Source organism: Streptomyces sp. NBC_00285, from assembly GCF_036174265.1.
Lineage (GTDB): Bacteria > Actinomycetota > Actinomycetes > Streptomycetales > Streptomycetaceae > Streptomyces.
Map to the genome: position 1 here is coordinate 4,149,470 of NZ_CP108055.1, position 18,380 is coordinate 4,167,849.

Here is an 18,380-nt window from a genome sequence, read left to right on the forward strand (position 1 = left end):
GGTGAATGGTTGTACGCATAGGGAATGGTTGTACGAGTCGTTACCTAACCCGTGGCGCTTTCACAGGAAGGCGCCAGGTACGTCACAGCCCTCACCCAAGTCCCCTCCGCACGATGCCCAGGTGACATCTGCCACCGATCCCCACCCCCACACCGAGACCGTGTCCGCCGACTGGCCGCCGCCGGCCCCGCCCTCGGCCCCACCGGACAAGGCCCCCCGCTGGTCGCTGCCCGCGCTGGTCGCGATCCTCGTCCTGGCCGCGGTCCTGTACGGCTGGAACCTGTCCGGCTCCGGCATGAACAGCTTCTACAGCTCCGCCATCTACAGCGGCACACAGAGCTGGAAGGCCTGGTTCTTCGGTTCGCTGGACGCCGGCAACTTCATCACCGTCGACAAGCCGCCGTTCGCGCTGATGGTCATGGGCCTGTCGTGCCGCATCTTCGGCTTCGGCACCTGGCAGATGATGGCGCCCGAGATCGCCGCCGCCCTCGGCACGATCTGGATCCTGCACACCTCCGTGAAGCGGGTCTTCGGGCACATGGCGGCCACCATCGCCGCGCTCGTCCTCGCGCTGACCCCGATCACCGTCGCGATCAACCGTGACAACAACCCCGACACCCTCCTCGTCCTGCTGATGGTCGGCGGCGCGGCCCTCGCCCTGCGCGCGGTGCGCAACGACAGGCTGCTGCCGCTGATCGGCTCGGCGGTCCTGTTCGGACTCGCCTTCAACACCAAGATGCTCCAGGGCTACATCGCCCTGCCGGCCGTCTTCGCGGTCTACCTCTACGCGTCGAGGCTCGGCTGGAAGAAGAAGGCCGTCAACCTGGCCCTCGCGGCTGTGGCGTTGGCGGTCGCCAGCTTCTGGTGGGCGACGGCGGTCTCGCTCGTGCCCGCCGACGACCGGCCCTACATCGGCGGTTCGACCGACGGCAGCGCCTGGAACCTGATCATGGGCTACAACGGCCTGGGCCGGGTCCTCGGCGGCGAGGGCAACGGCGGAGGCGGTGGGGGCGGCGCCACCTTCGCCGGCAGCGCGGGCATCGGCCGGATGTTCAACGACGTCCTCGGCGGCCAGATCTCCTGGCTCATCCCCTTCGCCTTCATCGCCCTGGTCGCCGGTCTGGCACTGTGCGGCCGGGCCCCGCGCACCGACGCCACCCGCGCCGCGCTCGTCATGTGGGGCGGCTGGCTGGTGCTGCACTACCTGACCTTCGCGATGGCCGAGGGCACCATGCACCCGTACTACACGACCGCGCTCGCCCCGGGCATCGCGGCGCTGACCGGCGCGGGCGGCGTCATGCTGTGGCGCGCCTTCCGCGGCGCCGACGCCCGCTGGTCCTGGGTCCTGCCGGCCGGGCTCGCGGTCACCGGAATCTGGGCGATCGTGCTGCTGCGCCGGGCCACCGGCTGGAACACCTGGCTGTGGCCGGTCATCGGTGTCCTCATGGTCCTGGCGGTCGTGGGTCTGTTCGTCTTCCGTACGGCGGGCTCGGGGACGAGGCTCCGGCTGCTCGGGGTGTCCGTCGCGGCGGCGGTCGTCGCGGCCCTCGCGGGTCCCACGGCGTACGCGGCCTCGCCGGCCTTCGGCTCCGCCGGCGGCATGATGGGCGGCACCAACCCGACGGCGGGCCCCTCGACCGGCGGCGGCATGGGCGGTCCCGGCGGCGGTGGCGGCCGGGGCGGCTTCGGCGGCAACGGTGGCGGGCCGGGTGGCCAACAGGGCACCCAGCAGGGCGGCCAGGCGAACGGTGAGCTCCCGGGGGGCGGCAACGGCCGGATGCAGCCGGGTGGCGGCAACGGTGAGCTGCCCCAGGGCGGCGGCGCGCCGAGCGGCACGAACGGGGAACTCCCGGGCGGCGGCACCGCTCCCGGCGGCACGTCCGGCGGCCAGAGCGGCCAGTCCGGTACGGCTCCCGGCGGCAGCGGCACCACGAGCGGCGGCCCCGGTGGCGGTGGCATGGGCGGTGGCGGCATGGGAGGCAGCGTCGACAGCGAGCTGGTCTCGTACCTGGAGAAGCACCAGGACGGCGCCAAGTGGCTGCTCGCGGTGTCCAACTCGCAGAGCGCCGGCCAGCTGATCCTCAGCACGCACAAGCCCGTCATCTCCATGGGCGGCTTCACCGGCCAGGACAAGGCGATGACGCTGGCCAAGCTCAAGGAGCTGGTGAAGAAGGGCGAGCTGCACTACATCCAGCTCGGCGGCGGCGGCATGGGAGGCATGGGAGGCGCTGACCAGGAGCTCACGACCTGGGTGCAGAAGAACGGCACGGCGGTGAAGGAGAGCGACTACAGCACGGGCAAGAGCTCGACGTCGGGGTCGGGGTCGACTTCCTCTTCCACCTCCACTTCCACTTCCACGTCGACCGTCTACCGCCTGGACGCGTCGGACGTCGGCTGACCAAGTCCGGCAAAACGGCCCCCGGTGATGTACCGGGGGCCGTTTTCGCGTGTCAACTCGCGTAGACACGGCCCGATTTGCCGTTTCAGGTCACCCAATGGACACGCGCCATCCATTTACACGGCTGCATGTCCATGCCACGCTCCCATCTGCCGCCTCCATTCAACCCGCGTAGATGGGACCCCCTTTATGCTGGCGACACGCATACGCAGCTGGAAGTCGGTGGCGCTCACCACCGCCGCCGTGCTGGTCGGGTTCGCCGCCCCGGTCGTGACCACGACCCCGGCCGCCGCCACCACGACCGCGTACGACGCGACGTACTACAAGAACGCGGTCGGCAAGACAGGGACGAGCCTGAAGTCGTCCCTGCACACGATCATCAGCGCCAACGTCACGAAGATCTCGTACTCCGCGGTCTGGGACGCGCTCAAGGTCACCGACCAGGACCCGAACAACAGCAGCAACGTGATCCTGCTGTACAGCGGCGTCTCGCGCGCCAAGTCCCTCAACGGCGGCGACGTCGGCGACTGGAACCGCGAGCACGTGTGGGCCAAGTCCCACGGCGACTTCGGCGAGGTCACCGGCCCCGGCACCGACCTGCACCACCTGCGCCCGGCGGACGTCCAGGTCAACAGCATCCGCGGCAACCTGGACTTCGACAACGGCGGCAGCGCGGTCACCAACGGCGGCGGCAGCACCGTCGACTCCGACTCCTTCGCGCCGCGCGCCGCGGACCGGGGCGACGTGGCCCGCATGATCCTGTACATGGCCGTGCGCTACGAGGGCGACGACGGCTTCGCCGACCTGGAGCCCAACGAGAAGGTCGGCAACGGCAGCAACCCGTACATCGGCAAGCTCTCCGTCCTCAAGGCCTGGAGCGAGGCGGACCCGCCGAGCGCCTTCGAGGAGAAGCGCAACCAGGCCATCTACGACACCTACCAGCACAACCGCAACCCGTTCATCGACCACCCGGAGTGGGTCGAGGCGATCTGGTAGGACGCCAGCCATGTGACGTCCCCCGACGCGGGCATGCCGTTCCCCACGGACGGCGTGCCCGCTGTCGGTGGTGGGGGCGCATGGCCCGTCAGCCGTCCAGGTGCGTCGCCGCGAACATCCGCAGCACCGCCGGGAGGACGACCACCGAGGGCCCCGGTGCCGCGAACGCCTTGGACAGGTCGTCGGCGAGGGTCTCCGGCGACGTCCGTACCCCCGGCACCCCGAACGACTCCGCCAGCGCCACATAGTCCGGCCGGGTCAGTTCCGTCGCCGTCGTCTCGCCGAACGCGTCCGTCATGTACTCGCGCAGGATGCCGTAGCCGCCGTCGTCGACGATGAGCCAGGTGACGTCGAGGTCGTACTGGCGGGCCGTGGCCAGTTCGGCGATGGAGTAGAGGGCTCCGCCGTCTCCCGAGACCGCCAGGACCGGGTGCGAAGGGTCGGCCACCGCCGCGCCCAGTGCCGCGGGGAAGCCGTAGCCCAGACCTCCGGCGCCCTGCGCGGAGTGCAGGAGATTGGGGCCCTTGGCGTCGAAGGCCGACCAGGCCCAGTACGCCAGGATCGTCATGTCCCAGAAGGAGGGGGACGCAGCGGGCAGGGCTCGGCGGATCGAGGCCAACAGCTCCTGTTCCAGGGTGAGTTCCTGGGCGGCGATGCGGTCGGCGACCTTGGTCAGCACCTCGCGGACGCGTTCCGGCGCCGAAGGGTCCGAACGCTCGGTCACCGTCTCCAGCAGCGCCTGCAACGCGAGTCGCGCGTCCGCGTGGATGCCCAGCGCCGGGTGGTTGGACTCCAGCTTGCCGAGGTCCGCCTCGATCTGGATCACCCGGCCGCGCGGCTTGAACGTGTGGTAGTTGGAGGAGAGTTCACCCAGTCCCGAGCCGACCACCAGGACCACGTCCGCGTCCTCCAGGAAGTCCGTGGTGTGGCGGTCCTCGATCCAGGACCGGAGGGACAGGGGGTGCGTCCAGGGGAAGGCGCCCTTGCCGCCCGGCGTCGTGACCACCGGCGCCTGCAGCAGCTCGGCGAGCCGGCGAAGCTTGCCCGACGCGTCCGACCGTACGACTCCCCCGCCCGCGATGATCGCAGGGCGGGCGGCGCTCGACAGCAAGTCCGCCGCCACCGCCGTCAGTTCGGGGCGCGGTGGCAGCTCCTCCGGGAAGGCGTCGCCGCCCGTCACCACGGGGATCAGGGTCGGGGCCAGCAGGACGTCCTGCGGGATCTCCACCCACACCGGGCCGTGCGGGGCGGTCAGCGCCGACTTCCAGGCCGCCTCGATCGCGGAGGGGATCTGGGACTGGGCGCGGACGGTGTGGACCGACTTGACCACGCCCCTGAACGAGGCCGACTGGTCCGGGAGTTCGTGGAGGTAGCCGTGCCGGCCACCGCCGAGACCGGCGGTGGGGATCTGGCTGCTGATCGCCAGCACCGGCGCCGAAGCGGCGGCCGCCTCCTGGAGGGCCGCCAGGGACGTCAGCGCCCCCGGTCCCGTCGACAGCAGCAGCGGGGCCGCCTCGCCGGTGATCCTGCCGTACGCGTCCGCCGCGAAGCCCGCGTTGTTCTCGACCCGCAGACCGATGTAGCGGAGGTCGGACCGCCGTAGCGCGTCGAACACGCCGAGCGCGTGCTGGCCGGGAAGACCGAAGACGGTGGTCGCGCCGAGCCCGGCAAGGGTCTCCACGACCAGGTCTCCGCCGTTGCGGCCGGGCGGCGGGTTCAGTGCGGCCGCCGTCTGCGCGGGGGTCGGACGGAGCACCAGGTCGTGGTCGTGAGTCACTTCGCAGCCTTCTCCTGAGCCCTCGCCTCTGCGATCTGGCGGGACATGATCGTGGTCAGTTCGTACGCGGTGTGGGAGGCCGCCACCGACGTGATCTCCGCGTGGTCGTACGCGGGGGCCACCTCGACGACGTCCGCCGACACCAGGTTGCACGATGCCAGACCTCGCAGGATCTCCAGCAACTCGCGGGAGGTCATGCCGCCCGCCTCGGGCGTGCCGGTGCCGGGCGCGTGCGCCGGGTCCAGGCAGTCGATGTCGATGGAGATGTAGAGGGGCCGGTCGCCGATGCGCTGCCGGAGCTGGTCGGCGACCTCGTCGACACCGCGCCGCATGACGTCCGCCGAGGTGACGATGCCGAAGCCCAGCTTGGCGTCGTCGTCCAGGTCCTGCTTGCCGTAGAGCGGCCCGCGCGTGCCCACGTGGGAGAGCGCCGAGGTGTCCAGGATGCCCTCCTCGACCGCCCGCCGGAACGGCGTCCCGTGCGTGTACTCGGCGCCGAAGTACGTGTCCCACGTGTCGAGGTGGGCGTCGAAGTGCAGCAGCGCCACCGGGCCGTGCTTCTTGGCCACCGACCGCAGCAGCGGGAGCGCGATGGTGTGGTCGCCGCCGAGGGTCATGAGCCGGGCGCCGGTCCCCAGCAGCTCGTCCGCCGCCGCCTCGATCGTCTCCACGGCCTCGTGGATGTCGAACGGGTTGACGGCGATGTCGCCCCCGTCCGCCACCTGCGCCAGCGCGAAGGGAGCCGCGTCCTGCGCCGGGTTGTAGGGCCGCAGCAGGCGGGACGCCTCGCGGATCGCGTTGCCGCCGAAGCGGGCGCCGGGCCGGTACGAGACACCCGAGTCGAACGGCACCCCGACCACGGCGACATCGGCCCGGCCGACCTCGTCGAGACGCGGCAGCCGGGCGAAGGTCGCCGGGCCGGCGTACCGGGGGATGCGGGAGGAGTCGACGGGGCCGCGGGGCGTCCCGGATGCGCTCATGGTCGTATGCCTTCCTTGTGTCCTTCTCCTTCTGTCCTTCTGCCGACACTAGACAGCAAGGAATGCGACTGCGAAGTGTACGTTTCATCCATTCGATCGGTCCCGGATGGAGGGAACATCCACCATGCCGGACCCGGCAGTCCCACCCACCCCGCCCGTCCCGCTGGCCTCACTCCTGGCCCGCGAGGACCTGGCGCTACGGCAGATCGCGGGACCCACCGACCCGGCCACGGTGATCCACTGGGCGCACGCCTCGGAGATGGCGGACCCGTACCCGTATCTGCTGGGCGGCGAGCTGCTGCTGACGGCCGGGGTGCACATCCCGGAGGCCGCGGGCTCCGGCACGTACTTCGACGACTACGTGTCGAGGATCGTCGCGGCGGGCGGTGCGGCCCTCGGCTTCGGCGTGGCACCGGTGCACGACACGGTCCCGCGCGCCCTGGTCGCCGCCTGCGACGCCCACGGGCTGCCGCTGATCGAGATCCCGCCCCGGACCACCTTCTCCGGCGTGGCCCGCGCGGTCTGGCAGCTGATGGCTCAGGCCCGCCACGCGGAACTCCGCCGCGTCACCGAGGCCCAGCAGAGCCTGGCCGCCGCCGCGTCCCGCCCCGATCCGGTGCCGTCGGTGCTGCGGCAGCTGGCGCAGCGGGTCGGAGGGTGGGCGGTGCTGTACGGGGCGGACGGGACGGAGGTCGTGTCCGCCGGGCGACCGGTACGGACAGCCGCCCGGGAGGCACTGACCGAACTCGCGGAGGTCGTACGCCCCTCCGGCCCCGGAGTCCCGGCCTCCGCCGGCCAGGCGACCGCCGACGTCCACCTCGCCGCCTACGCCCTCGGCGCCGGCCACGGCTTCGTGCTCGGGGTCGCCGCGCCCCACCGCGACCCCGGCGACCACACCATCGCCTCCGTCGCGGCCGTGCTGCTGTCGTTGCTCACCGGTGAGCAGCAGAGCGGGTCGGGGGCGGCGCGGTCGTCGGCTCTGGTGCGGCTGCTGCTGGGAGCGTCGGCGCAGGATGTGGCTCCGCTGCTCGGTGGGCAGCGGTGGGTCGTCGTGCACGCCCGCCCGGACACGTTCGCCGCTCCCGACCCTGTCGCCGCCTCCGCGCTGGGCGCCTCGCTCGGGTCGCCGCTCATCGACGTGGCGCGGGATGTCGTACGGGTGCTGCTGGCCGCCGACCGGGAGCCCGCCCCGCAGCCGGGGTGGACGCTCGGGGTCAGTGCCGTGGCCGGTCCCGCCGAATGGCCCGTCGCCGACGCCCAGGCGGGGCGGGCGCTGGCCCGTGCCCGGGCCACCCGGGCCGGGCTGGTCCGGTACGGGGCCCGGCCGGCCCTCGCCGACCTGGTGCCGGAGGCGGACGCCGAGCAACTTGCCAGGGCGCTCCTGGCCCCGCTCGCTCCCACCCTCACCTCGACGCTGCGCACCTGGCTGTCCCTGCACGGCAGTTGGGACCGTACGGCGGTCGCGCTGGACGTGCACCGCAACACCGTGCGGCAGCGGATCGCGAAGTGCGGGGCGCTGCTGGAGCTGGACCTGGACGACCCGGACGTACGGATGGAGCTGTGGTTCGCGCTGCGCCGGTCATGATCGCGTGACCCGCGTCCCAGCGCGCGGGATGCGCGGCGATCCCGTGAAGGAGTGCATCAGAATGGGAGACATGCCGATACCCGGGACACCCAGCCGCGCCGAGCTCGTCGACCACCTTGTGAAGACCCGTATCGCGGGTGAGGTCGCCACCCCGCGTGAGAACAACCTCTCCCACTACCGTCAGCTGGCGAACGGCAACCGCCACTACTGGTTCGGTCTGGAGCTGGGCGACCGCTGGAGCGACGAGCAGGACGTGCTCGCGGTGATGGCGGAGCGGGCGGGGGTCAGCGACGACCCGGAGTACCGGTACGGCCAGGACACCATCGACCCCGAGCTGACCGTCGGCGGCCTTGAGCGCATGGCGGCCCGGCTGCGCAAGGCGGCGGACGGGCAGCAGCGGGTGCTCTTCGCGACCGGTCACCCCGGCGGGCTCCTCGACGTGCACCACGCCACGGCGGCGGCACTGCGCGCGGCCGGCTGCGAGATCGTGGTCATCCCGGACGGGCTGCAGACGGACGAGGGGTACGTCATGCAGTTCGCGGACGTGGCGGTCCTGGAACACGGCGCCACCCTGTGGCACACGCACTCCGGCGAGCCGATGAAGGCCATCCTCACCGCCCTGGAGCGCGAGGGCCGCCCGCTGCCCGACCTGGTCGTCGCCGACCACGGCTGGGCGGGGTACGCCGGACAGCACGGCGTGGACTCCGTCGGGTACGCCGACTCCAACGACCCGGCCCTGTTCGTCGGCGAGTCGGAGGGCACGGTCCAGGTGACGGTCCCGCTCGACGACCATGTCGTGAGCCCGCGCCACTACGACCCGATGACGGCGTATCTCCTCAGCGAGGCCGCGTTGCGCTAGTGCCCTCGCCCGCCCGGGGGCCTCAGGTGCGCCGGGGCGCCCGGACGACGCCCTCCTGGATCACCGAGATCGCCAACTGGCCCTCCTGCGTGTAGATACGGGCCTGGCCGAGACCGCGGCCACCCGAGGCCGACGGCGACTCCTGGTCGTACAGGAGCCATTCGTCGGCGCGGAAGGGGCGGTGGAACCACATCGCGTGGTCGAGCGAGGCCCCGACCACGTCACCGACGGCCCAGCCGCCGCGGCCGTGCGCGAGGAGGACCGAGTCGAGGAGCGTCATGTCGGAGACGTAGGTGGCGAGGACGACGTGCAGGAGCGGATCGTCCGCGAGCTTGCCGTTGGTGCGGAACCAGACCTGGGAGTGGGGTTCGCGCGACTCGCCGAACTTCCCGTACGGCGGGTCCTCGACGTAGCGCAGGTCGATCGCCTCGCGCGTCTCCAGGAACCGCTCGACGACAGCCGCGTCCAGGTGGTCGTAGCCGCGCAGCCGCTCCGCGGAGGTCGGGAGGGTGACCGGGTCGGGGGCGGCCGGCATCGGGGCCTGGTGGTCGAAGCCCTCCTCGTGCCGCTGGAAGGACGCGGAGAGGGCGAAGATCGGCTGGCCGTGCTGGACGGCGAGCACGCGGCGCGCGGTGAAGGAGCGGCCGTCGTTCATACGGTCGACGGTGTAGACGATCGGCGCGCCCGGGTCACCTGGGCGCAGGAAGTACGCGTGCAGGGAGTGGGCGAGCCGGTCCTCGGGGACCGTCCGCCCGGCGGCGACGAGCGCCTGCGCCGCGACCTGCCCGCCGAAGACGCGGGGGACGACGGCGGGGCGGGACGCGCCGCGGAAGATGTTCTCCTCGATCTGCTCGAGGTCGAGCAGATCGAGGAGATCCTGAAGTGCCTGGCTCATGGAACTGTTGTACCGGTCGGTGATTCCGCGCGGCTTACAGGCCCATGTCCTTCGCGATGATCGACTTCATGATCTCGCTGGTGCCGCCGTAGATGCGGTTGACGCGGTTGTCCGCGTACAGGCGGGCGATCGGGTACTCGTTCATGAAGCCGTAGCCGCCGTGCAGCTGGAGGCAGCGGTCGATGACGCGGTGCGCGACCTCGGTGGTGAACAGCTTGGCGCTGGCGGCCTCGGCGGGGGTGAGCTCGCCGGCGTCGAGGGCTTCGAGGGCGCGGTCGACGACGGCTTCCGCGGCGTCCACCTCGGCCTGGCAGGCGGCCAGCTCGAACTTGGTGTTCTGGAAGGACGCAACGGACTTGCCGAAGACGGTGCGCTCCTGGACGTACTCCTTGGCGAACCGGACGGCGGCCTTGGCCTGCGCGTAGGCGCCGAAGGCGATGCCCCAGCGCTCGGAGGCGAGGTTGTGGCCGAGGTAGTAGAAGCCCTTGTTCTCCTCGCCGAGGAGGTCCTCGACGGGGACCTTGACGTCGACGAACGCGAGCTCGGCGGTGTCGGAGGTCTTCAGGCCCAGCTTGTCCAGCTTGCGGCCGATGGAGTAGCCCTCGGACTTGGTGTCCACGGCGAACAGGGAGATGCCGAAGCGGCGGTCCTCGGCGGTGGGCGCGGAGGTGCGGGCGCAGACGATCACGCGGTCGGCGTGGACGCCACCGGTGATGAAGGTCTTGGAGCCGTTGAGGACGTAGTGCGTGCCGTCCTCGGAGAGCTTGGCGGTGGTCTTCATGCCCGCGAGGTCGGAGCCGGTGCCCGGCTCGGTCATCGCGAGGGCCCACATCTCCTCGGCGGAGACGAACTTCGGCAGGAAGCGCTTCTTCTGCTCGTCGGTGGCGAGCATCTTGATGTACGGCAGTCCGAGCAGGACGTGCACACCGGAGCCGCCGAACTGGACACCCGCGCGGGCGGTCTCCTCGTACATCACGGCTTCGAACTTGTACGAGTCGATGCCGGCGCCGCCGAACTCATCGTCTACGCGGATGCCGAAGACGCCGAGCTCGGCGAGCTTGTAGTAGAAGTCGCGCGGCGCCTGGCCGGCCGCGAACCACTCGTCGTAGACCGGGACGACCTCGGCCTCGATGAAGGCCCGCAGGGTCTCCCGGAACGCCTCGTGGTCCTCGTTGAACACAGTACGGCGCACCGCCGGCTCCCTTTCTGCGCCTAAGCCGGCGCCGCTCTCGCGTATGTGGTTGCTCGCCGTGGGGGTCCTCAATTGATGGTTGCGGTCCCTGGGCTAAGCGCTTGCTCAGAATCAAGGTACCGGCCGGTAGGGAGGGGCGTCCAGAGGTGATCCCGTAACGCTCGTCACGCCCCCGCCGCCGCGAACGCTCCCCGGGCCATGCGGTGCAGCAGTTCGGCTGTCACTCCCCGCCCCGGCAGCGACCCCGGCCGCCCCAGGTGCGGGGTCGAGTTCAGCAGGCCGAAGACCGAGTGGACCGCGGAACGGGCCGCCGGTTCGGCCAGGGCCGGGTAGACCTCGCGGACCACCTCCACCCACAGCTCGACGTACTGCCGCTGGAGCTGCCGGACCAGCTTGCGGTCGCTGTCGCGCAGGCGGTCCAGTTCACGGTCGTGGAGGGTGATGAGGGGACGGTCGTCGAGGGCGAAGTCGATGTGGCCCTCGATCAGCGAGTCCAGCAGCGCCTCCGGGTCGTCGCCACCCCACTCGGCCACCCTCCGCTTCCCGCCCGTCAGCAACTGCCCGCTGATCCCCACCAGCAGCTCCGCGAGCATCGCGTCCTTGCCCGGGAAGTGCCGGTAGAGGCCGGGGCCGCTGATGCCGACCGCGGCGCCTATCTCGTCCACACCCACGCCGTGGAACCCGCGCTCGGCGAACAGCCGCGCGGCCTCCTTGAGGATCTGCTCGCGGCGGGTGGGGGCGTCGGTTCTGGTGGCCATGGAAGCAATTCTAGACAGGGAGGTTAGCGGTCGTTAACCTGAAGGAGTTGGTTAACGCTCATTAACAGCAGATCACTGGGTGAGGGAGACCGCCGGACATGGATCAGGCACCCGAGCTGACGAGCGCGGCAGACCCCGCGTCGGAGGCCTGGAAGGCCAACGAGGAGGCCCACCGGGCCCTCGTGGAGGAGCTGCGCGACAAGCTCGCCGCGGCCCGGCTGGGCGGTGGGGACAGGGCCCGGGCCCGGCACACCGCGCGCGGCAAGCTGCTGCCACGGGACCGGGTGGACGGCCTGCTCGACCCCGGCTCGCCCTTCCTGGAGCTCGCCCCCCTCGCCGCCGACGGGATGTACGAAGGACAGGCCCCGGCCGCCGGGGTCATCGCCGGGATCGGGCGGGTCAGCGGGCGGGAGTGCGTCGTCATCGCCAACGACGCCACCGTCAAGGGCGGCACGTACTACCCGATGACCGTGAAGAAGCACCTGCGCGCCCAGGAGGTCGCGCTCGACAACCGGCTCCCCTGCATCTACCTCGTCGACTCCGGCGGCGCCTTCCTGCCCATGCAGGACGAGGTCTTCCCGGACCGCGAGCACTTCGGGCGGATCTTCTACAACCAGGCCCGGATGTCGGGGGCGGGCATCCCGCAGATCGCGGCCGTGCTCGGGTCGTGCACGGCCGGCGGCGCGTACGTCCCGGCGATGAGCGACGAGGCCGTCATCGTGCGGAACCAGGGCACGATCTTCCTCGGCGGTCCCCCGCTGGTGAAGGCCGCCACCGGCGAGGTCGTCACCGCGGAGGAGCTCGGCGGCGGCGAGGTGCACTCCCGGGTCTCCGGCGTCACCGACCACCTCGCCGAGGACGACGCCCACGCCCTGAGGATCGTGCGGAACATCGCCGCGACCCTTCCCGCGCGCGGGCCGCTGCCCTGGTCCGTCCGGCCCGCGGTGGAGCCCAAGGTGGACCCCTACGGCCTCTACGGCGCGGTCCCCACCGACTCCCGCACCCCCTACGACGTACGCGAGATCATCGCCCGCCTGGTCGACGGCTCCCGTTTCGCCGAGTTCAAGGCCGAGTTCGGGCAGACCCTGGTCACCGGCTTCGCCCGGATCCAGGGACATCCGGTGGGCATCGTCGGAAACAACGGCATCCTGTTCTCCGAATCGGCCCAGAAGGGCGCCCACTTCATCGAGCTGTGCGACCAGCGCGGCATTCCGCTGCTGTTCCTGCAGAACATCTCCGGCTTCATGGTCGGCAGGGACTACGAGGCGGGCGGCATCGCCAAGCACGGCGCCAAGATGGTGACGGCGGTCGCCTGCACGCGCGTGCCGAAGCTGACGGTGGTCGTCGGCGGTTCGTACGGCGCCGGGAACTACTCCATGTGCGGGCGGGCCTACTCCCCCCGGTTCCTGTGGATGTGGCCCAACGCCAAGATCTCCGTCATGGGCGGCGAACAGGCCGCGTCGGTCCTCGCGACCGTCAAGCGGGACCAGTTGGAGGCTCGCGGCGAGACGTGGCCCGCCGAGGACGAAGAAGCCTTCAAGGACCCGGTCCGCACCCAGTACGAGCGCCAGGGCAACGCCTACTACGCCACCGCCCGCCTGTGGGACGACGGGGTCATCGACCCGCTCGACACCCGGCAGGTGCTCGGCCTGGCCCTGACCGCATGCGCCAACGCGCCGCTGGGCGACCCCCAGTTCGGCGTCTTCCGGATGTGAGGACCCATGTTTGACACAGTGCTTGTCGCCAACCGGGGCGAGATCGCGGTCCGCGTCATCCGCACCCTGCGCGCGCTGGGCGTGCGCTCGGTGGCCGTCTTCTCCGACGCGGACGCCGACGCGCGGCACGTCCGGGAGGCGGACACGGCGGTACGCCTGGGACCGGCACCGGCCTCGGAGAGCTATCTGTCCGTCGAGCGGCTCCTGGAGGCCGCCGCTCGTACCGGCGCCCAGGCCGTGCACCCTGGCTACGGCTTCCTCGCGGAGAACGCGGCCTTCGCGCGCGCGTGCGCCGACGCCGGGCTGGTCTTCATCGGACCCCCGGCGGACGCGATCGCCCTCATGGGCGACAAGATCCGCGCCAAGGAGACCGTGCAGGCTGCCGGAGTGCCCGTCGTACCCGGCGGCCGGGACCCCGATCTCGCCGAGGCCGCCCGCGAGTTGGGCCCTCCGGTGCTGCTGAAGCCCAGCGCGGGCGGCGGCGGCAAGGGCATGCGGCTGGTCCGTGACCTCACCGTCCTCGAAGAGGAGATCGCCGCCGCCCGCCGTGAGGCCCGCACCTCCTTCGGCGACGACACGCTGCTCGTGGAGCGGTGGGTGGACCGGCCCCGGCACATCGAGATCCAGGTACTGGCGGACGGCCACGGCAACGTGATCCACCTCGGCGAGCGCGAGTGCTCGTTGCAGCGGCGGCACCAGAAGGTCGTCGAGGAGGCCCCTTCGGTCCTGCTGGACGAGGGCACGCGCGCGTCCATGGGCGAGGCGGCGGTCCAGGCGGCCCGCTCCTGCGGCTACCGGGGCGCGGGCACGGTGGAGTTCATCGTCCCGGGCAGCGATCCGTCGTCGTACTACTTCATGGAGATGAACACCCGCCTCCAGGTCGAGCACCCGGTGACCGAGCTGGTGACCGGGCTGGACCTGGTGGAGTGGCAGCTGCGGGTCGCGGCGGGCGAGCGGCTGCCGTACGGGCAGGAGGACGTCCGGCTGACCGGGCACGCGATCGAGGCCCGTGTCTGCGCCGAGGACCCCGCACGCGGGTTCCTGCCGTCGGGCGGCACGGTGCTGCGACTGCACGAGCCGCAGGGCGACGGCGTCCGCACCGACTCCGGGCTCAGCGAGGGCACGGAGGTCGGCAGCCTCTACGACCCGATGCTGTCCAAGGTCATCGCCTACGGCCCGGACCGCGCGACCGCCCTCAGGAGACTCCGGGCGGCTCTCGCGGAGACGGTGACGCTGGGCGTGCAGACCAACGCGGGGTTCCTGCGGCGGCTGCTGGCCCATCCGGCGGTGGTCGCGGGCGAGTTGGACACCGGGCTGGTCGAGCGCGTGGTGGACGACCTGGTCTCCACCGACGTCCCGGAGGAGGTGTACGAGGCGGCGGCGGCCGTACGCCTCGAAGCGCTGCGCCCGCAGGAAGCCGGCTGGACCGACCCGTTCTCGGTGCCGAGCGGCTGGCGGCTGGGCGGCTTCGGCAAGCCCGTCGGATTCCATCTCCGGGTACAGGAACCCGTGGAGTACGCCCCGCGCGGCACCCACACCGTCACCGCCGGCCAGGTCACCGTCACCCTCGACGGCGTCCGCCGCACCTTCCACCACGCCGGCGACTGGATCGGCCGTGACGGCGACGCCTGGCACGTCCGCGACCACGACCCGGTGGCCGCGTCCCTCACCCGCTCCGCGCACGAGGGGGCCGACTCGCTCACCGCGCCCATGCCGGGCACCGTGACCGTCGTGAAGGTCGCCGTGGGGGACGAGGTCGCCGCGGGCCAGAGCCTGCTCGTCGTCGAGGCGATGAAGATGGAGCACGTCATCGCCGCCCCGCACGCCGGCACCGTCGCCGAGCTCGACGTCACACCGGGCACGACGGTCGCCATGGACCAGGTGCTGGCCGTGATCGCACCTCACGAGGAGGCGGCGAAGTGACCCTGCCCATGACGGTCCCCGAAGCCGGCCTGCCCGCCCGGGTCCGTATTCACGAGGTCGGCGCCCGCGACGGCCTGCAGAACGAGAAGTCGACCGTGCCGACGGAGGTGAAGGCGGAGTTCGTGCGCCGCCTCGCCGGCGCGGGGCTCACCACGATCGAGGCGACGAGCTTCGTCCACCCGAAGTGGGTGCCCCAACTGGCCGACGCGGAGCAGCTGTTCCCGCTCGTCAGCGACCTGGCGGCCGACCTCCCCGTCCTCGTGCCGAACGAACGCGGCCTGGACCGCGCCCTCGCGCTGGGCGCCACCCGGGTGGCCGTCTTCGCGAGCGCCACCGAGTCCTTCGCCAAGGCCAACCTCAACCGCACGGTGGACGAGGCACTGGCGATGTTCGAACCGGTCGTCGGCCGAGCGAAGGCGGCGGGCGTGCACGTCCGCGGCTATCTGTCGATGTGCTTCGGCGACCCGTGGGAGGGCGCCGTCCCCGTCCCGCAGGTGGTCGGGGTCTGCCGCGCCCTGCTCGACATGGGCTGCGACGAACTCAGCCTCGGCGACACGATCGGGGTGGCGACACCGGGCCACGTACGCGCGCTGCTGACCGAACTCGACGTACCGGTCGAGAGGTTGGGCGTGCACTTCCACGACACGTACGGCCAGGCGCTCGCCAACACCTACGCGGCCCTCCAGCACGGCGTCACCACGGTGGACGCCTCGGCGGGCGGCCTCGGCGGCTGCCCGTACGCCAAGTCCGCCACCGGCAACCTCGCCACCGAAGACCTCGTGTGGATGCTTCAGGGCCTCGGCATCGACACCGGGGTCGACCTCGGCACTCTCGTCGCCACCAGCGTCTGGATGGCCGAACACCTGGGCCGACCCAGCCCGTCCCGCACCGTCCGCGCCCTCTCCCACCAGGAGTGACCCACCGATGGACCACCGTCTCTCCCCCGAACTGGAAGAACTCCGCCGTACGGTCGAGGAGTTCGCGCATGACGTAGTGGCGCCGAAGATCGGCGAGTACTACGAACACCACGAGTTCCCGTACGAGATCGTCCGTGAGATGGGCCGCATGGGCCTGTTCGGCCTGCCGTTCCCCGAGGAGTACGGCGGCATGGGCGGCGACTATCTCGCCCTCGGCCTCGTGCTGGAGGAACTCGCGCGGGTCGACTCGTCGGTGGCCATCACCCTGGAGGCCGGCGTCTCCCTGGGCGCCATGCCCCTGCATCTCTTCGGCACCGAGGAGCAGAAGCGCGAGTGGCTGCCCCGGCTGTGCTCCGGGGAGATCCTGGGCGCCTTCGGACTGACCGAGCCGGACGGCGGCAGCGACGCCGGGGCGACCCGTACGACGGCCCGCCTGGACCCGGACACCGACGAGTGGGTCATCAACGGCACCAAGTGCTTCATCACCAACTCCGGCACCGACATCACGGGCCTGGTCACCGTCACCGCGGTCACCGGGCGCAAGCCGGACGGCAAGCCCCTGATCTCCTCGATCATCGTGCCGTCGGGCACGCCGGGCTTCGCGGTCGCGGCACCGTACTCGAAGGTCGGCTGGAACGCCTCCGACACCCGTGAGCTGTCCTTCTCGGACGTCCGGGTCCCGGCGGCGAACCTGCTGGGCGAACAGGGCCGCGGCTACGCCCAGTTCCTGCGCATCCTCGACGAGGGCCGGATCGCCATCGCGGCCCTCGCGACGGGGCTCGCGCAGGGCTGTGTGGACGAGTCGGTGAAGTACGCGAAGGAGCGGGTGGCCTTCGGGCGGCCCATCGGCGCCAACCAGGCCATCCAGTTCAAGATCGCCGACATGGAGATGAAGGCCCACACGGCCCGCCTCGCCTGGCGGGACGCGGCCTCGCGCCTGGTCCTGGGCGAGCCCTTCAAGAAGGAGGCGGCCCTCGCCAAGCTGTACTCGTCCACCATCGCCGTGGACAACGCCCGCGACGCCACCCAGGTCCACGGCGGCTACGGCTTCATGAACGAGTACCCGGTCGCCCGCATGTGGCGCGACTCCAAGATCCTGGAGATCGGCGAGGGCACGAGCGAGGTCCAGCGGATGCTGATCGCAAGGGAGTTGGGGCTGACGGGCTGAGCGGCCGCCACAGGGGTCCGGCGGGGGCACACCGCCCTTTGGATGACAGGCGAGGTTAGGCTAACCTAAGTTCGTTCCGGTCACCCGCCGTCGGCGCGTACCCCCCTGTGGCCCCGCACGCACGAAAGCAGACAACAGTCATGTCGAACGCCCGCCCCGTCCCCTTCACCCGTCGCGGTCTCCTCGCCGCCGGCGGCGCGCTCGGACTCGGTGCCGCCCTGGCCGCGTGCGGCGACAACGACTCGGACACGAGCAGCGGTTCGGACTCGTCGGCGCCCGCCAAGGCCTCCGGCCCCTGGTCCTTCAAGGACGACCGCGGTACGACCGTGAAGCTCGACAAGGTCCCGACGAAGATCGTCGCCTTCGTCGGCGTCGCCGCCGCGCTCCACGACTACGGCATCGAGGTCAAGGGCGTCTTCGGACCCACCAAGACCAAGGACGGCAAGGCCGACGTCCAGGCCGGCGACATGGACGTCAGCAAGCTGACGGTCTTCGGCAACGTCTGGGACCAGTTCAACGTCGAGGAGTACGCGGCCTTCGCGCCCGAGGTCCTCATCACCACGATCTTCGACGGCGCCGGCACCCTCTGGTACGTCCCCGCCGCCTCCGCCTCCAAGATCGCCAAGCTGGCGCCGAGCGTCGGCATCTCCGTCTACGACCGCCAGCTCACGGCGCCTCTCCAGCGCGTGTGGGAGCTGGCCGAGTCCCTCGGCGCCGACATGGCGGCCGCCCAGGTCACCGACGCGAAGAAGCGGTTCGAGGCGGCGTCGCAGCGACTGCGGGCCGCCGCCAAGGCGCACCCCGACATCAAGGTGCTCGCCGGGTCCGCGGCACAGGACGTCTTCTACGTCTCCGGCTCCAACCTCTCCGTCGACCTGGAGTATTTCAAGGCCCTCGGCGTGAACTTCGTGGAGCCGTCGGCGTCGGTACTGAAGGCGAGCGGTGGCTGGTTCGAGAACCTGAGCTGGGAGAACGTCGACAAGTACAAGGCCGACATCATCATGATGGACGACCGTACGGCGACGATCCAGCCGGCCGACATCACCGAGGCGACCTGGAAGAAGCTGCCCGCCGTCAAGGCCGGCCAGGTCATCTCCCGCTCCCCCGAGCCGATCCCGTCGTACGACAAGTGCGTGGCGATGGTGGAGAACCTCGCGAAGGCGATCGAGACCGCGAAGAAGGTCAGCTAGCCGTCGGGCCCCGCACCCCCGCACAGG

14 protein-coding genes are annotated in these 18,380 nt (G+C 71.3%); 9 read left to right on the top strand and 5 right to left on the bottom strand.

Annotated elements, in window-relative coordinates; translation table 11 throughout:
- Positions 1 to 121 precede the first annotated feature (121 nt).
- Together OHT57_RS19140 and OHT57_RS19145 are read left to right on the top strand one after the other, a co-directional pair.
- Positions 122 to 2,398 carry a glycosyltransferase family 39 protein gene (locus OHT57_RS19140; RefSeq protein ID WP_328747660.1) on the top strand — a complete coding sequence of 759 codons (2,277 nt, stop codon included), beginning with the start codon at positions 122 to 124 and terminating at the stop codon, positions 2,396 to 2,398.
- 189 nt (positions 2,399 to 2,587) lie between these two features.
- Complete coding sequence (locus OHT57_RS19145) at positions 2,588 to 3,394, top strand: endonuclease I family protein (protein ID WP_328747661.1); 807 nt, start codon at positions 2,588 to 2,590, stop codon at positions 3,392 to 3,394.
- Positions 3,395 to 3,482: 88 nt separating this feature from the next.
- Here the strand turns inward: OHT57_RS19145 and OHT57_RS19150 are convergent, their stop codons facing one another.
- Together OHT57_RS19150 and speB are read right to left on the bottom strand one after the other, a co-directional pair.
- On the bottom strand, positions 3,483 to 5,171 hold the full coding sequence (locus OHT57_RS19150) for a thiamine pyrophosphate-binding protein (protein ID WP_328747662.1): 1,689 nt from the start codon (positions 5,169 to 5,171) through the stop codon (positions 3,483 to 3,485).
- A complete protein-coding gene (speB, locus tag OHT57_RS19155; protein ID WP_328747663.1) occupies positions 5,168 to 6,151 on the bottom strand; it encodes an agmatinase in 984 nt (327 codons plus the stop codon). Before speB ends, OHT57_RS19150 begins: the two co-directional genes overlap by 4 nt.
- A gap of 124 nt (positions 6,152 to 6,275) precedes the next feature.
- Here speB and OHT57_RS19160 point away from each other — a divergent pair, with 124 nt between their 5' ends.
- Both OHT57_RS19160 and OHT57_RS19165 read left to right on the top strand, forming a co-directional pair.
- Positions 6,276 to 7,736: a PucR family transcriptional regulator gene (locus OHT57_RS19160; RefSeq protein ID WP_328747664.1), complete on the top strand. Its 1,461-nt coding sequence runs from the start codon at positions 6,276 to 6,278 to the stop codon at positions 7,734 to 7,736.
- Positions 7,737 to 7,806: 70 nt separating this feature from the next.
- Positions 7,807 to 8,595, top strand: a complete 789-nt coding sequence (locus OHT57_RS19165) for a phosphatase (RefSeq protein WP_328747665.1) — start codon at positions 7,807 to 7,809, stop codon at positions 8,593 to 8,595.
- A 22-nt stretch (positions 8,596 to 8,617) separates the two neighbouring features.
- Here the strand turns inward: OHT57_RS19165 and OHT57_RS19170 are convergent, their stop codons facing one another.
- The 3 genes from OHT57_RS19170 to OHT57_RS19180 form a co-directional block, all read right to left on the bottom strand.
- On the bottom strand, positions 8,618 to 9,490 hold the full coding sequence (locus OHT57_RS19170; RefSeq protein ID WP_328747666.1) for an acyl-CoA thioesterase: 873 nt from the start codon (positions 9,488 to 9,490) through the stop codon (positions 8,618 to 8,620).
- A 34-nt stretch (positions 9,491 to 9,524) separates the two neighbouring features.
- Positions 9,525 to 10,682 (bottom strand): acyl-CoA dehydrogenase family protein, encoded by a 1,158-nt coding sequence (locus OHT57_RS19175; RefSeq protein ID WP_328747667.1) that lies wholly within the window; start codon positions 10,680 to 10,682, stop codon positions 9,525 to 9,527.
- Positions 10,683 to 10,846: 164 nt separating this feature from the next.
- The gene (locus OHT57_RS19180) at positions 10,847 to 11,440 is read right to left on the bottom strand and encodes an SACE_7040 family transcriptional regulator (protein ID WP_328747668.1); all 594 of its coding nucleotides are present in this window, start codon (positions 11,438 to 11,440) and stop codon (positions 10,847 to 10,849) included.
- Between the two features lie 98 nt (positions 11,441 to 11,538).
- Here OHT57_RS19180 and OHT57_RS19185 point away from each other — a divergent pair, with 98 nt between their 5' ends.
- The 5 genes from OHT57_RS19185 (at position 11,539) to OHT57_RS19205 (ending at position 18,353) form a co-directional block, all read left to right on the top strand.
- Positions 11,539 to 13,155, top strand: a complete 1,617-nt coding sequence (locus OHT57_RS19185) for a carboxyl transferase domain-containing protein (protein WP_328747669.1) — start codon at positions 11,539 to 11,541, stop codon at positions 13,153 to 13,155.
- A 6-nt stretch (positions 13,156 to 13,161) separates the two neighbouring features.
- Positions 13,162 to 15,078 carry an acetyl/propionyl/methylcrotonyl-CoA carboxylase subunit alpha gene (locus OHT57_RS19190; protein WP_328747670.1) on the top strand — a complete coding sequence of 639 codons (1,917 nt, stop codon included), beginning with the start codon at positions 13,162 to 13,164 and terminating at the stop codon, positions 15,076 to 15,078.
- Complete coding sequence (locus tag OHT57_RS19195) at positions 15,075 to 15,995, top strand: hydroxymethylglutaryl-CoA lyase (protein WP_328747671.1); 921 nt, start codon at positions 15,075 to 15,077, stop codon at positions 15,993 to 15,995. The genes OHT57_RS19190 and OHT57_RS19195 overlap by 4 nt, the downstream gene beginning before the upstream one ends.
- Before the next feature lie 7 nt (positions 15,996 to 16,002).
- Entirely contained in the window at positions 16,003 to 17,163 is a 1,161-nt protein-coding gene (locus OHT57_RS19200) for an acyl-CoA dehydrogenase family protein (protein ID WP_328747672.1), read from the top strand.
- 140 nt (positions 17,164 to 17,303) lie between these two features.
- Positions 17,304 to 18,353, top strand: a complete 1,050-nt coding sequence (locus tag OHT57_RS19205) for an ABC transporter substrate-binding protein (RefSeq protein ID WP_328747673.1) — start codon at positions 17,304 to 17,306, stop codon at positions 18,351 to 18,353.
- The last annotated feature ends 27 nt before the right edge of the window (positions 18,354 to 18,380 follow it).

What these genes read in the sequence shown, in the direction of transcription:
- OHT57_RS19145 (WP_328747661.1), top strand. Translation starts at nt 2,588, where the DNA reads ATGCTGGCGACACGCATACGCAGCTGGAAGTCGGTGGCGCTCACCACC.
- speB (WP_328747663.1), bottom strand. Translation starts at nt 6,151, where the DNA reads ATGAGCGCATCCGGGACGCCCCGCGGCCCCGTCGACTCCTCCCGCATC.
- OHT57_RS19160 (WP_328747664.1), top strand. Translation starts at nt 6,276, where the DNA reads ATGCCGGACCCGGCAGTCCCACCCACCCCGCCCGTCCCGCTGGCCTCA.
- OHT57_RS19165 (WP_328747665.1), top strand. Translation starts at nt 7,807, where the DNA reads ATGCCGATACCCGGGACACCCAGCCGCGCCGAGCTCGTCGACCACCTT.
- OHT57_RS19170 (WP_328747666.1), bottom strand. Translation starts at nt 9,490, where the DNA reads ATGAGCCAGGCACTTCAGGATCTCCTCGATCTGCTCGACCTCGAGCAG.
- OHT57_RS19180 (WP_328747668.1), bottom strand. Translation starts at nt 11,440, where the DNA reads ATGGCCACCAGAACCGACGCCCCCACCCGCCGCGAGCAGATCCTCAAG.
- OHT57_RS19185 (WP_328747669.1), top strand. Translation starts at nt 11,539, where the DNA reads ATGGATCAGGCACCCGAGCTGACGAGCGCGGCAGACCCCGCGTCGGAG.
- OHT57_RS19190 (WP_328747670.1), top strand. Translation starts at nt 13,162, where the DNA reads ATGTTTGACACAGTGCTTGTCGCCAACCGGGGCGAGATCGCGGTCCGC.
- OHT57_RS19200 (WP_328747672.1), top strand. Translation starts at nt 16,003, where the DNA reads ATGGACCACCGTCTCTCCCCCGAACTGGAAGAACTCCGCCGTACGGTC.
- OHT57_RS19205 (WP_328747673.1), top strand. Translation starts at nt 17,304, where the DNA reads ATGTCGAACGCCCGCCCCGTCCCCTTCACCCGTCGCGGTCTCCTCGCC.